The organism is Amorphus sp. MBR-141 (assembly GCF_053628695.1).
On sequence record NZ_JBRJGW010000001.1, the window covers coordinates 190,947 to 203,643 of the forward strand.

Here is a 12,697-nt window from a genome sequence, read left to right on the forward strand (position 1 = left end):
GCGGGAGTGGGTGGTGTCTGTGGGTGCGGGCGGGGCGCGGGATCAGGACGCGGGGACGATTGGTCGTCCGCCCGGCCTTCGCGCTCGCGCCAGGGGACTAGGCGCTCATGCGGGCATCGACCTTCAGCACCAAACCGGTCGTGACGCTCGACGGATCCCAGGCGCGGCAAGGGAGGGAACGGGTCACTTCCTCGGCCGTTCCATGGCTCTCTGCTCCGCCGGTGATCAGGCAGACCCTGTCGGTCAGCAGTGGCACGATGGTCGATCCTCCCAACGTCACCCGGGGACCGTTCAACCGGTCCTCCGGCAGGCGCGCCACTGCGGTCGAGGGCGCCGAATTCTAGTTTGCACTCAAACATTATCCGGGCATAAACTCAAGGTCGAAAGCGGGCCCGACGCTGCCCGCCCCGAACGGCGGGCCGGTAGATGGCGCGCCCGGAATGCAAGGAAATGCCGCCGGCCTCGGCGCCCTGCGCGGCGAGCAGGGCGCGCCCTGCGCCTTGCATCGCCGGCCCGGCTGCGGGGGCGACCGCGGCCGTGTCTGCTTCGACGGATCGCCGGGGGAGCCGAAGGCGGACGAGCAGCTTCTCGAAGATGCCTGCCTGACCTGGTCGGATCGGCCTGACACCCTTTCGCCGCACGCGCATGCGTGAGAAAGGCATGGAGCCGCTCCGCCGACGCGCGTCGCGTCCGGGGCCGGCCTCGTCGTGCAAAGGGAAGGGTCGTTCAGTGATCGGATCGAAAACCAGGGCGCGTCGGCGATGCGCGAACGCGCGGGCGGCGCTGGCGTGCGCCGTGCTGGTCGGCTTCGCGTCGTCCGCCGCCGCGCAGGACCAGGAGCGCGGCTTCCTCGGGCGCTACACGCTGGAGCCCGACTGCGGTGGCGAGGCGGTCCGCATCCAGGACGACCGGCTGGTGGTGGCCGACCTGGTCTGCAAGGTGGAGGACATCGACATCGAGACCAACGGCACCTTCGAGCTGTCGCTGTCGGGCTGCACCCAGGACGGCACGCCGAGCAAGGACAACTCGGTGTTCGGCTACCAGCAGGGCGGCGACGCCGTCGCCCTGTCGTTCTGGGGACCGATCATCCCGGTCTTCCGCTGCGAGCGGTAGAGCGCTTCCCGTTCAGATCGACGCGGCCTGAACGGCGCGATTGCTCAAGCCAGGACGGGAGCGCTCCGGACGGCTGACCGACCGGAGGCCCGGCGGGCCGCCTCAGACGGGCGCGAGCCAGACGTCCAGCACCGCTGAGCGCTTCTCGTCGCGCACCACGGCGAGGGCCTCGGCGACGGCGGCATCGAGGTCTTCCGGGCGCTCCACCTTGCGCGCCCAGGCGCCGCCCGAGGCGGCGGCGATGTCGGCATAGGCCGGTGGCGGATCGAACGACAGGTCGAGGTCGTTGGCCCTCGACACGTAACCGTCCGGATGGACGGAGAGCGCGGAGAAGCGCGGCGCCTTCCAGCCCCCGTTGTTGTAGACGACCTGCAGGAACGGCGTCTGGTACTTGCCGGCCATCCAGTGGACCGTCGAGGGGATGGAGAACATGTAGGAGCCGTCGCCGGACAGGGCGACGACGGTCTTCTCCGGCGCGGCGAGCTTGGTGCCGATCGCAGCGCCGCCATTCCAGCCCAGCGAGCCGCCGCCGCTGGCGAAATAGGAGCCCGGCCGCGTCATCCGCATGTGGTTGGCGATCACCGTGTAGTTGGTGATGCCCTCCGAGAGCACGATGGTGTTGTCCGGGTCGATGTGACGGCGCACCGTCGCCGTCAGGAATTCCGGCGTGATCAGGCCTTCCGACTGGACCTCGAGCGCCGCGATCCCGGCCCGGCGCTTCTCGCTGGCCGCCGCATAGTGCTTGCTGCGCGCCTTGACCACTTTCGCGTCCGGTGCGCGCGCGTCGAGCGCGGCGTTCAGCTGGGCGAACGCCGTCTGCGCGTCGGCGCGCACCGACTCTTCCGCGCCGATGTACCAGAGCGGCATGTTGTCCTTCAGCGGATCCACGTCGATGTGGACCACCGGCGTGCCATGGGTCGGCTTGTTGTGGGACGGGATCCAGGGCACGTCGCTGTCGACCACCAGCACAAAGTCGGCCTCGGCGAGCGCCTCGTCCTGGTACGGCTCGTTCCACTGGTTACCCAGATAGAGCGGGTGGTCGTGCGGGATGTTGAGGGCGCTCGGCACGGATTCGTGCACGCCCATGCCGACGCGCTCGCAGAAGCGCACCAGTTCGGCGACCGCGTCCGGGTTGCGTCCGGCATAGGAGGTGACGAGCAGCGGCCGCTTGGCCTTTTCGACGTGGTCGAGGATCCGGTCGATCGCACCCGCGGTGAGGGCGCCCGGATCGACCGGGCGCCAGTGCCGGGGATCGATGGTCACCGGATTGGCGATGTCGGCCTCCATCACCTCGCGGGCGCCCATCAGGTAGACCGGGCCCTTCGGGTCGGTGGAGGTGAACTGCAGGGCGCGGTGCACGACCTGTTTGATGTTCTCGCCGGTGCGGATCTCGGCGTCGTACTTGGTGTAGCCGCGGATGATGCCGCGCTGGTCATGGACATCCTGGATCCACTGGATGAACTCGTTGCGGCTGCCCCTCATCTCGCCGTCTTGGGTAAAGGGCGAGGCGCCGGCGAAGATCAGCATCGGCACGTGGCCGCGCGCGGCGTTGTGGACGGCGCCGGCCAGCGCCTGGGTGCCGCATTCGACATGGACCAGGACGAGCTGCGGCTGACCGGTCACCTGGGCGAAGCCATGGGCGGCACTCATGCCGACCATCTCGTTCGGGGCGGTGACCACCGCCGGGATCTTCCGGCCGCTCGCGCGCGCCTCGGCGATCGCCTCCAGCAGCGCCGGATGGTCGCTGCCGAAGTTCGCGAAGATATAGGAGATCCCGGCCTCGTTCAGGGCCTCGAGGAAGGCTGTGCTGGTCGTGTACATGATGAAATCCGGCGTTCCTCAGTCGAGCACGGTTACGATCCGGCGCAACAGCCAGATGAGCTCGTCTTTCTTGTCCCCGACGATGGCGTCGAGTTCCGCGTCATGGGCGGCCGCGCAAACGGCCAGATGCGTCAGGCGTTCCTCGCCCTCCTCCGTCAGGAACAGGGCGTAGCTGCGCTTGTCGGTCGGGATGGTTCCGCGCCGGATGAGCCCGTCGCGCAGCAGGTCGCGAAGCACCGGCGTGATGGTCGACTTGTCGCGTCCGCAGCCGCGGCTGAGCGCGATCGGCGTGATTCCGGGATTGTGGTGGATGATGTTCAGCACCGCATACCAGCCCGGCCGCAGGTCGGCCTCGCCGGTGTGGCGCTTGAACGCCTTGAACGAGGCGTTCTGGGCGAGCCGCAGATGAAATCCGATGGCCTGGTCGAGGGGGCCGAGGTGCGGGCGGTCGTCGACGCCGACCCCGGGCTTGGTCCCAAAGTTCGGCTTTGACTTGGCTCGGTCTTCCATCGTCTTTTCGTTTCTCCCGAGCGCCGTTTGCAAACCGTCTGCGGCATCCGTGATGCGCCCCGAGGGCTTCTTCAAGCTATAGGCCAACGTCCCCGGGGTCGCAACTAGTTTTGCATCAAACTATTGCAATGCCACGCCTTCTGTCTATCCGTCCGGGCACGCTGGCCCAAGCTTCCGGACATATGCTCTGGCCGATCGGCCCAGATCCGGCCATCGAATTGTGATGTGTGCTTGGCGTTCGACATGCGCGGGCAGGGACCGGCCCGTCCATGCGTCGGCGCGCGGCCGCCAGTGCCGACGCCGGGGGAGGCGAGTGTATGCGGTTTTCGTTTTCGACCCTTCCGCGAGAGGCGGCAGGCGACTTCCTCATGATGGCGGAGCGGGCCGAGGCAGCAGGGATCGACGCCCTGTGGATCCCCGATGACGCGCTGACGCCGGACCCGTTCGTGCTGACCGGTGCGATCGCGGCGGCGACCTCGCGGATCGGGATAGGGATCGGGGTCGCGGATCCGGCCGTCCGCAATCCCCTGCACATCGCCCGCGGGGCGGCGGCTCTCGCCGATCTGCGTCAGGACGGCGTCGTGGTCGGTCTCGGGTCGGGGTCGTCGCGGGCCAGGTCGGCCATCGGAGCCTCGGACGTCGATCCCGCCCGCACCATGCGCAGCGCGGTGCTGGCGATCAAGGCGCTCGCTGCCGGCGAGACGGTCAGCATGGATGCCCCGGCGTTCAGCCTCGACCGCGCGCGCCTGCGCCGCCTGCCGCCGCATCCCGTGGACGTCCTCGTCGCCGCCGGGGACACGGACATGCTCCGGCTCGCGGGAGATGTCGCCGACGGGGTCATCGTCAACGGGGCGGCCACGCCCGATGCGATCGCCGGCATCCGGGCACGTCTGGCGGACGGGCGCCCGGCAGGCGCGCCACCGGCCCGCATCGTTGCCTGGACCCTGGTCGTGTGCACGGACGATCCGCGCACCGCCTACGCCTCGCTCCGCCGCAACATCGGACGCACCATCGCGGATCTCAGCGACGGCTTCGCGGGCCTGCACGGTCTCGATCTCGAGCTGGTCGGTGCCATCCGGAGCGCCGCGGAGGCGGATGATCAGGCGCGGATGTCCGCGCTTCTGACGGAGGCGGTGATCGATCGGGTGGTCATCGTCGGCGAGCCCCAGGGCTGCGCCGAGCGGATTCTCCACCTTGAGGCGGCCGGCCTCGACATGCTCGCCGTTCGCCCGTGTCTCGACATGGCGGCGTGGCTGGACTTTGATCAGATGGTGCACGTGCTCTGGCAGGCGCTCTCCGACCGCCGACGGGCTTCCGGGCCGGCGGTATAGAGCCTTCACTGGCGATGAGGAGGGCGCTCCGCCGTCCGCTGTCCGGCCGGCAGCCGGGAGCCCTTCCCGATCCGATCGACCTATCGGATCGAGAAACTCATCGGGACGGTGAAGGACATGCTGTTCGATCCGACCTCCCTGGGGATCGGTGGCACCCGCGCCCGCCTGACCGCATCCATCGCCGCCTGATCTAGGGCCTGATTGCCGGAGCTGCGGGCAAGCCGCGCGCCGGTGATCGCGCCGGAGGCGGCGATGGTGAAGCTGACCCGCACGGTGCCCTCGGCCGGACGGGCCCGCGCCGGATAGCGCTTCTGGCGTTCGATCGCGCGCCGGACCTGGACGTTGTAGCTGTTGGTCGCCGCGGCGGCGGCCGCACGTGATGCGGCCTGGCGCGCCTGGGGCGCTGGTTTGCCCTTTCGGCTTTCGGTCGGCCGAGCCGTCTCCTGCCGCTCCGCCATCCGCCGCTCCGCGCGCCGGCGCGCCTGTTCCTTCTGCCGCTCTTCGGCCTGCCGGCGTGCTTCGGCGCGCTGCGCCTCGGCGCGCCGCTCTGCCTGCCGCTCCGCCTCGGCGATCCGCGCCCGCTCCTGCTCGAGGACCGCGCGCATCTCTTCCGTGGGTTCGGGCCGGGCCGTCGGAAGCTCGAACGCCTGGGCCTGCTTGAGTTCGAACACTTCGGTGCTGGCCAGCGGCTCCGGCGGGGGCTTCGGCGTCGGCAGGGGCGGACCGGTGGCGACCACGGTGTCGCTGGGCTCATCGGCCGGCGCGGCCTCGATCGGCGCCTCCGGGGCGGCGGCCTCCTCGGTGATCTCGGGCTCCACCTCGGGCTCGACGACCGGCTGCGTCGGAACCTCGGCCACTTCGGGGTTTGCGGGTTCAGGGGCCTCGACGACCTCGGGCTCCTCAGGCTCGGGCAGGGGCTCGACAACCTGCTGTTCGACCGGAGGTTCCTCGGTCGGCTCCTCGATGGCCTCGGGTTCGACGGGCTCAGGGGCTTCGGCGATTTCCGGCTCGGGCTCGACGATCGGGTCCGGCAGGTCCTCGACGACTTCGGGCTCTTGCGGCTCGGGTGTCTGCTCCGGGTCTGCGATTTCTTCCGGGATTGGTTCCGGTTCGGGCAGGGGTTCGTCAATTTCCTCCTCGACGGGGTCCTCGATGACTTCGGGCTCCGGCGCCGCGACGGTTTCCTCCGCCTGCGGTTCGGGCTCTGCCTCGACCGGCGGTTCGACGGCCATTTCCTCCTCGACCGCTTCTTCCGCGCCCGGCTCCTCGATCGTCTCCGGCGGGACCTCGATCGGCGTCGACGCGGAGGCGCCGGCCGTCGAGACGACGTCGGAGGCATCGGAGGTGGGCTCGTCGAGGGATTCGATCGGCGGCAGATCGACGAGGATCGCCGGTTCCATCGCGGCCACTTCCGGCGTGTCGGCACGGTTCGTCAACGCGGCGAGCGCAAGCGCCGACGTGGCCGTCAGGACGACCACGAAGCAGGCGAGCCAGCCAAAGGCGCGGCCGACGCTGCCGGCGCCGGTTTCGTGCGGCGAAGGCGGGAGAGGGTCGGCTTTCGCCATGTCATTCGTGTCCGGTGGCCGCCGGTTGGGCGCTGCCCGGCTTGTCGCCCGGTTCGATGGAATCAAGACCGACCAGCGCGATCTTGAGATAGCCGGCGCTCCGCAGCGTGTTCATGGCGCCGATCACGTCCTCATAGCGCAGCATCCTGTCGGCCCGGAGGAAGATCCGGGTCTCCCGGTCTCCGTCGGTGGCGGCGTCGAGGCGGGCGGACAGCGCCTCGGTCGAGACCGGATCGTTGCCGAGATAGAGCGACTGGTCCTCGCGCATGGTGAGGATGACCGGCGTGTCCGGGCGCGGCGTCTTTTCGGCGTTCGAGGTGGGCAGATCGACGCCGACGTCGACAGTGGAGAGCGGCGCGGCGACCATGAAGATGATGAGCAGCACCAGCATCACGTCGATGAACGGCGTGACGTTGATCTCGTGGGTTTCCTGGAGGTCGTCGCCGTCGGTCGGGCGGATCGCCATGGTGTGGCCCTCCCTATTCGGCTGCGACGGCGAACATCGTGGAGGGCGCGCGGTCGAGGTCGCGGCCGAGCAGCCGGAGGATCGCCGCCGACGAATCGCCCAGAAGGGCGCGATAGGCCGCGATCCGGCGTGAGAAATGATTGTAGATCACCACCGCGGGGATGGCCGCCACCAGGCCGAGCGCGGTGGCCAGCAGCGCTTCGGCAATCCCGGGCGCGACGACGGCGAGGTTCGTCGTCTGCGCCTCCGAGATGCCGATGAAGGCATTCATGATGCCCCACACGGTGCCGAACAGGCCGACGAACGGGGCGGTCGCGCCGATGGTCGCCAGCACGCCCGTGCCCTGGGTGATCCGGCGGGCGGCGGCAGCCTCGAGGCGGACGAGCCGGCTTTCCGTGCGCTCCTTGATGCCCGCGGGCGCCAGACCTTCCGACTGGTCGAGCTCTTCTTCAGCCGCGGCCAGCAGGCGGGCCACGGCGCCACGCTCGCCGACCCGGTCGCTGGCATCGGCCAGCGTGCGGGCGGAGGAGACGTGCGCCAGCGCCCGGCGGGTGCGCGAGAGGGCGCCGGCCAGCTCGAGGGTCTTGAACAGCCACACCGTCCACGTGACGAGGAAGGCGATCACCAGACCGATCATCACGGCCTTCACCACGATGTCGGCAGCCATGAACATGCCGAGGGGGCTGAGATCGTGCGGCAGGTCTCCGCCCGAAATCAGCCCCTCCGCCTGAGAAAGCAGTATCGCGTCCATGAGCCTTCAGACCTTGTACGTGTCAAAACCGGAGCTCGCGGGGCCTCGCGCCAAGCGCGTCGGGCCCCGAGCCCGTTGAACCATTTCAAAAGCGGCGCCGGCGGAGGGTCAGGGTCTCCGCCGGCACACGTCTGCCTCGCCGGCCCGGATCGTGGAGGAGATCCCGCAATCGGCGAAAGCAAGTCGGTTGAGACGGTCAGACGCCGACGCGCGGCGTCACCGTCTGCAGGACCTCGAACCCCTCGAACTCGGGGTGCCCGACATAGAGAGACTTCCGGTCGCCGGCGGTCTTGTGCGCGTCCCGGAAGGACTGGGACCGGGTCCACGCTTCGAAGGCCTCGCGGGACTCCCAGATCGTATGCGAGGAGTAGAGCACGTGATCGTCGCGCTCCGGTCCCTTGAGGAGATGGAACTCCACGAAGCCCGGTTCCTGATCGAGATGAATTTCGCGTCCGAGCCAGACCTGCTCGAAGGCATCCGCCTCCTCCGGAAGGACCTTGAAGCGATTCATTGCGATAAACACGATTTAAGAATCCTTCTAATAAGTCGCGGACGACTTGTTGAGGTTGCCGCCCAGGCGCAAGTCAAGGGTAAGCTTAGCGTTGAACCCCGGCGCAGCTTCCGCATCCAGGAAGGGCTGATAATACGTATCGAACACGTTGTCGATATTGAGGCCGACCGACAGCCGGTCGTCCACATCGTATTTGGCGTAGAGGTCGAGGACGGCGTAGGCGTCGGATTCCAGGCCGGGCGAGACGTCTTCCTGATCCGAGACGAGGCTGAGACGTCCTCCCGCGGTCAACTTCTGGGAGAAGGCGCGGAAGCCACCCGACAGGATCAGACGATCCGGCGGGATCGTGTCGAGATCGTTGCCGGTCTCGGCGTCGGTGCCGCGGGAGATGGTGCCGGAGAGGCCTGCAAACCAGCGGCCTGCGTCGTAGTCGACGCCGGCCTCGAAGCCCCAGAGATTGGCCTGGCTGATGTTCTCGTACTGGTAGCAGAAAGGCGGGCTGGAGCAGGCGGCGCCCGGCCGGCGCGAATAGGGCACCACCACCGTGCCGATGTAGTCGTCGACCTGGTTGTAGTAGCCGAGCACCCGGGCACGGACACGATCGCCTTCCCGGATGATGTCGTCGAAGCGGAAGTTCACGCCGCCTTCGATGTTGTGCGCCGTCTCAGGGCGGAGGTCGGCATTCGGCAGGAACTCGAACGGCGGGGCGCCGCCGACGGGCGGGTGGGTGCCGGTCCAGGTGGTCTCGGTGAGGGACGGGGCACGGTAGGCTTCGGCGAACGTTCCGAAGACGGTGACCCACTCGACCGGGGTGAGGCCGACCGTGATGCGCGGCGAGAGATGGTCGCCGGAGCTGGTGGTGCCCTGTCCGTCGAGGTCGTAGGCGTCGTAGCGCAGCGCCCCGATGATATCGAGGATGCCGACGGTCATCTGGTCCTGGATGTAGGTGCCGTAGACGTTGCGTGTCCCCGGCGGGGTGAACTCGTCGCCGCTGGAGAACGGATCGGGGTCGCTGGTCTTCACCTGGTCGCGGAAGGCGTCGGCGCCGTAGGTGATGGCGTGATGGGTCTGGCCGAGCATGACCCGCGAGGTGTTGAAGACGTCGACGCCGGTCGTCTCGATCTTGAACTCGCGCTCCGACCCGAGGCTCGGCCGCGGGAAGTAGTTGGCCACGTCGATGATGGTCTGGTCGGTCTTGGTCGACGTGTAATAGACCTGCGCGGACAGGTCGAAGAGCCGGTCCTCGGGCCGCTGGTAGCGGTACTTCAGCCGGTAGGTCTCGGTCGTCGTGTCGGTGTCGTAGACCGTGTCTTCGCCCTGATCGTAGGTGGCGTTGTAGAGGATGCCGGTGGCGGTGATCTCATGGCCGTCGGCGGGCCGGGCGCGCGCCTCGAAGAGGCCGCTCTTGAGGTCGTAGCCGGAGTTGACGATCTCGTTGCCGGCGCCGTCGGTGTAGTCGCCGTAGCTCGCCCATGTGCCGGCGGCGACGGCGTCGAAGGCCTGGCCGACGCGGGCGGCCACCTCGGCATGGCCGTTCACGCCGGTGCTGTTGGTCTCGTAGCGGCCCTTCAGCCGGCCGGCGACGGTTTCGCCCGGCTTAAGGACGTCGTCGGCGGTGAGGGTGCGGAAGTCGACGACGCCGCCGATGGCGCCCGACCCGTAGATGGTCGAGGTCGGGCCGCGGGTCACGTCGACCGCCCGGATCATTTCGGGGTCGATGTAGAACATGCCGTTGGCGTTGTGGCCGGAGCGCTGGAAGTTCTGCCGGGCCCCGTCGATCATGACGTTGACGCGGCCGAAGTCCTGCAGACCGCGGATGTTGATGGCGGTCGCCGGATCGTCGGCGTTCTCGTCGGTCCACACGCCCGGCAGCGTGTCGAGGACATCGGAGATGCGGCTCGGCGCGAAGTCGGTCTCAAGCGTATCCCGGTCGACCACGGTCGAGCCGGACAGCGCGTCATAGGGCGCCGATTCGGTCCTGGTCGCCGTCGTCGTGGTGACAGTGATCCTATCCAGGACGATCGCGTCCTGCGCGTGCGCCATGCCCGTCATCACGAGTGCGGATGCGGAGGCGAGGAGCGCGCCCCTCGTAAGCCCGAGTGCCATCGGCCAGCCCTTCTGCTGAAGTGGTCTTCTTTGTCCGGCTGGCTGGCTTGAGCGCTGGTTCGCGATTGCTGGCTTGCCCGTCTGCAGTTGCAAATCGTTCCGAACTGCAACGCGTTGCGGACCGTATGAATATGGACTAAGTGAGTCAACAATTGAGCGGCGCACCGAATGCGGTTGCGCCAAAATGTGTCGAAGAAGCAACAACTTGGAAGGATTCCACAGTGCCCGATCGGCGAGCGAGCGAGAGCGGCGGCGAGGGGGAGACCCCCACGGCCGGGTCCACGCCGCCGACGGGACGGGGAAGGCCTCCAAGATGGCAGGTCGAGGAGATCTGCGGAGAGGGTGGCGAGGCGCTCATCGAGCTCGATGGCGATCTCTACCGGCTGCGGATCACGGCGCGCCGGCGCCTGATCCTGACCAAGTGAAGCGTACGGTGAAGCAATGACGGACCGATCGAGACTTGCAGGGGTGACGGCGGCGCGAAGGGGAACCGCGCGGGCGGGGGGCGTCGTTTCCGGTGCCTTGATCGGGCTGGCAGCCCTGGCGGTGGTCGCGGCAGGGCTGCCGGCCCGCGCCGCAGAGGTGACGACGCTTCCCGACTGCTCGTCGGGCGGCCAGAGCGCGCTCGACACCAGTCGGATCGTGTCCATCGGCGGGGCGATCACCGAGATCCTCTACGACCTCGGCATGGACGGGAAGATCGTCGCCCTCGACACCACGAGCGTCTATCCGCCGGCCGCCCTCGCCGAGAAGCCGAACGTCGGCTACATGCGGGCGCTGTCGGCCGAGGGCGTCCTGTCGATGTCGCCGACCCTCCTGCTCGTCTCCGAGGCCGCCGGCCCGCCGGATGCGACCGACGTGCTCAAGCGGTCGTCGGTGCCGTTCATCTCGGTGTCGGACGAGACGACGCCGGCCGCCGTCTCCGAACGCATCCGGTTTCTCGGACAGGTCGTCTGCCGCGAAGAGGCTGCGGCCCGCCTGGTCGCCTCCGTCGACGCGGGATTTGCCGACCTGGCCCGGCTGAGGGCAGGGGTGGAGGCGCCGAAGCGCGTGCTGTTCGTGATGTCGATGCAGAGCGGCCGCCCGCTGGTGGCCGGCACCGGGACGGCGGCGGATGCCATCATCGCGCTGGCCGGGGCCGAGAATGCCGCCGCCGCGATGGAAGGCTACAAGCCGATCAGCGACGAAGCGGTCATGGAAGCGGCCCCCGATGCCGTCCTCATGATGGAGAGCACGGCCGGGCATTCCGGGGACGTTCTTGCCGAGCCGGCCTTCCGCCTGACGCCGGCCGCGACCGGCGATCATCTGATCAAGATGGAGGGCCAGCTGCTGCTGGGCTTCGGGCCGCGCACGCCTTCTGCCGCAATGGCGCTGGTGCGGGCACTCTATCCGGACCTGGCAACCGATGAGGCGGGCCCGCGGCCGTGACGGCGGTGGCGTCGCAAGGACCGTCGGCCGCAGGGGCGGGCCGCCGGCGGCCGGCCGGCATGCTGGTGATCGGCGGTGCGGCGCTGGTGCTGGCCGCCACCGTGGTGCTGTCCCTCTCGCTGGGCGCCACCGGGATTTCGCTGGATGCCCTGCCGCGGGTGCTCGCCGCGGTCTGGAACGGGCAGGATGCGGCGACGCCTGCCGAAATCCGCGAACGGCTGGTGCTGCTGGAAATCCGGCTGCCGCGCACCGTGCTGGGCCTGCTCGTCGGCGGGGCGCTGGCGGTGTCGGGGGCGGTGATGCAGGGGCTGTTCCGCAATCCGCTCGCCGATCCCGGCCTGATCGGCGTCTCCAGTGCAGCGGCGCTGGCGGCGGTCTCGGTGATCGCACTGGGCGACGGGATCCTGTCGCCCGTCGTAGCCTTGCTGGGCGATTTCGCGGTTCCCGCCAGCGCCTTCGTCGGCGGTCTGCTGGCGACCGTGGTGCTCTACCGGCTGGCGACGCGCGGCGGGTACACGTCGATCGCAACGCTGCTTCTCGCCGGTATCGCGGTCGGCGCCCTGACCCAGGCCTTCGTCGGCATCATCATCTTCGGCAGCGACGACCGCGAGCTGCGCGACCTGAACTTCTGGATGCTCGGCAGCATCAGCGGAGCGTCGTGGCCGAAAATCGCCGCCACGCTGCCTTTCCTGCTGGCGACCATCGTGGCTATCCCCTACCTGTCGCGCATCCTGAACGCCTTCCTGCTCGGCGAGGAGGAGGCGGGTCACCTCGGCGTCTCGACCGAGGTCGCGAAACGGATCGCCATGTTCGCGGTCGCCTGCGCGGTCGGGGCGGCGGTGGCCGTCTCGGGGGTGATCGGTTTCGTGGGCATCGTGGTGCCCCACATCATTCGCCTCGTGATCGGGCCGGATCACCGCTACGTGCTGCCGGGGAGCGCGCTGCTGGGCGGCGCGCTGCTGCTGGTCGCCGATTCGGTGGCACGGGTCATCGTGGCGCCGGCGGAGCTGCCGATCGGCATCCTGACCGCCCTTCTCGGCGCCCCCTTCTTCATCTGGCTGCTGGTGCGCCGGCGCGGCGGGCTGGGGTGAGGCG

General features: G+C 69.0%; 13 protein-coding genes. 5 read left to right on the top strand and 8 right to left on the bottom strand.

Annotation, left to right across the window (positions count from 1 at the left end):
* Positions 1-97: 97 nt before the first annotated feature.
* The gene (locus ACSSVZ_RS00830) at positions 98-256 is read right to left on the bottom strand and encodes a hypothetical protein (protein ID WP_453967699.1); all 159 of its coding nucleotides are present in this window, start codon (positions 254-256) and stop codon (positions 98-100) included.
* Between the two features lie 473 nt (positions 257-729).
* Between ACSSVZ_RS00830 and ACSSVZ_RS00835 the strand changes: the two genes are divergently transcribed.
* Positions 730-1,113, top strand: coding sequence for a hypothetical protein (locus ACSSVZ_RS00835; protein ID WP_453967700.1), 384 nt, complete (start codon positions 730-732; stop codon positions 1,111-1,113).
* A 102-nt stretch (positions 1,114-1,215) separates the two neighbouring features.
* Here the strand turns inward: ACSSVZ_RS00835 and ACSSVZ_RS00840 are convergent, their stop codons facing one another.
* Both ACSSVZ_RS00840 and ACSSVZ_RS00845 read right to left on the bottom strand, forming a co-directional pair.
* Positions 1,216-2,934: a thiamine pyrophosphate-requiring protein gene (locus ACSSVZ_RS00840; protein WP_453967701.1), complete on the bottom strand. Its 1,719-nt coding sequence runs from the start codon at positions 2,932-2,934 to the stop codon at positions 1,216-1,218.
* 18 nt (positions 2,935-2,952) lie between these two features.
* Positions 2,953-3,444 carry a MarR family winged helix-turn-helix transcriptional regulator gene (locus ACSSVZ_RS00845; RefSeq protein ID WP_453967702.1) on the bottom strand — a complete coding sequence of 164 codons (492 nt, stop codon included), beginning with the start codon at positions 3,442-3,444 and terminating at the stop codon, positions 2,953-2,955.
* Positions 3,445-3,761: 317 nt separating this feature from the next.
* On the opposite strand from ACSSVZ_RS00845, the gene ACSSVZ_RS00850 reads away from it, so the two are divergent.
* Positions 3,762-4,775: an LLM class flavin-dependent oxidoreductase gene (locus ACSSVZ_RS00850; protein ID WP_453967703.1), complete on the top strand. Its 1,014-nt coding sequence runs from the start codon at positions 3,762-3,764 to the stop codon at positions 4,773-4,775.
* Positions 4,776-4,855: 80 nt separating this feature from the next.
* Here the strand turns inward: ACSSVZ_RS00850 and tolA are convergent, their stop codons facing one another.
* From tolA to ACSSVZ_RS00875, 5 genes are all read right to left on the bottom strand, one after another.
* Complete coding sequence (gene tolA / locus ACSSVZ_RS00855) at positions 4,856-6,340, bottom strand: cell envelope integrity protein TolA (RefSeq protein WP_453967704.1); 1,485 nt, start codon at positions 6,338-6,340, stop codon at positions 4,856-4,858.
* Between the two features lies 1 nt (position 6,341).
* Positions 6,342-6,806, bottom strand: coding sequence for a TonB system transport protein ExbD (gene exbD, locus ACSSVZ_RS00860; protein ID WP_453967705.1), 465 nt, complete (start codon positions 6,804-6,806; stop codon positions 6,342-6,344).
* 13 nt (positions 6,807-6,819) lie between these two features.
* Positions 6,820-7,557 carry a tonB-system energizer ExbB gene (gene exbB / locus ACSSVZ_RS00865; protein WP_453967706.1) on the bottom strand — a complete coding sequence of 246 codons (738 nt, stop codon included), beginning with the start codon at positions 7,555-7,557 and terminating at the stop codon, positions 6,820-6,822.
* Positions 7,558-7,753: 196 nt separating this feature from the next.
* Positions 7,754-8,080 carry an antibiotic biosynthesis monooxygenase family protein gene (locus ACSSVZ_RS00870; RefSeq protein WP_453967707.1) on the bottom strand — a complete coding sequence of 109 codons (327 nt, stop codon included), beginning with the start codon at positions 8,078-8,080 and terminating at the stop codon, positions 7,754-7,756.
* A gap of 15 nt (positions 8,081-8,095) precedes the next feature.
* Complete coding sequence (locus ACSSVZ_RS00875; protein WP_453967708.1) at positions 8,096-10,174, bottom strand: TonB-dependent hemoglobin/transferrin/lactoferrin family receptor; 2,079 nt, start codon at positions 10,172-10,174, stop codon at positions 8,096-8,098.
* A gap of 221 nt (positions 10,175-10,395) precedes the next feature.
* Here ACSSVZ_RS00875 and hemP point away from each other — a divergent pair, with 221 nt between their 5' ends.
* The 3 genes from hemP to ACSSVZ_RS00890 are packed head-to-tail and all read left to right on the top strand — an operon-like array spanning position 10,396 to position 12,693.
* On the top strand, positions 10,396-10,599 hold the full coding sequence (gene hemP, locus ACSSVZ_RS00880; protein WP_453967709.1) for a hemin uptake protein HemP: 204 nt from the start codon (positions 10,396-10,398) through the stop codon (positions 10,597-10,599).
* A gap of 16 nt (positions 10,600-10,615) precedes the next feature.
* Positions 10,616-11,602 (top strand): heme/hemin ABC transporter substrate-binding protein, encoded by a 987-nt coding sequence (locus ACSSVZ_RS00885; protein ID WP_453967710.1) that lies wholly within the window; start codon positions 10,616-10,618, stop codon positions 11,600-11,602.
* A 59-nt stretch (positions 11,603-11,661) separates the two neighbouring features.
* Complete coding sequence (locus tag ACSSVZ_RS00890) at positions 11,662-12,693, top strand: FecCD family ABC transporter permease (protein WP_453967711.1); 1,032 nt, start codon at positions 11,662-11,664, stop codon at positions 12,691-12,693.
* Positions 12,694-12,697 lie beyond the last annotated feature (4 nt).

Excerpts from the sequence above, each read along its gene's own strand:
- ACSSVZ_RS00840 (WP_453967701.1), bottom strand. The coding sequence starts at position 2,934 with ATGTACACGACCAGCACAGCCTTCCTCGAGGCCCTGAACGAGGCCGGG.
- ACSSVZ_RS00845 (WP_453967702.1), bottom strand. The coding sequence starts at position 3,444 with ATGGAAGACCGAGCCAAGTCAAAGCCGAACTTTGGGACCAAGCCCGGG.
- ACSSVZ_RS00850 (WP_453967703.1), top strand. The coding sequence starts at position 3,762 with ATGCGGTTTTCGTTTTCGACCCTTCCGCGAGAGGCGGCAGGCGACTTC.
- tolA (WP_453967704.1), bottom strand. The coding sequence starts at position 6,340 with ATGGCGAAAGCCGACCCTCTCCCGCCTTCGCCGCACGAAACCGGCGCC.
- exbD (WP_453967705.1), bottom strand. The coding sequence starts at position 6,806 with ATGGCGATCCGCCCGACCGACGGCGACGACCTCCAGGAAACCCACGAG.
- exbB (WP_453967706.1), bottom strand. The coding sequence starts at position 7,557 with ATGGACGCGATACTGCTTTCTCAGGCGGAGGGGCTGATTTCGGGCGGA.
- ACSSVZ_RS00875 (WP_453967708.1), bottom strand. The coding sequence starts at position 10,174 with ATGGCACTCGGGCTTACGAGGGGCGCGCTCCTCGCCTCCGCATCCGCA.
- ACSSVZ_RS00885 (WP_453967710.1), top strand. The coding sequence starts at position 10,616 with ATGACGGACCGATCGAGACTTGCAGGGGTGACGGCGGCGCGAAGGGGA.
- ACSSVZ_RS00890 (WP_453967711.1), top strand. The coding sequence starts at position 11,662 with ATGCTGGTGATCGGCGGTGCGGCGCTGGTGCTGGCCGCCACCGTGGTG.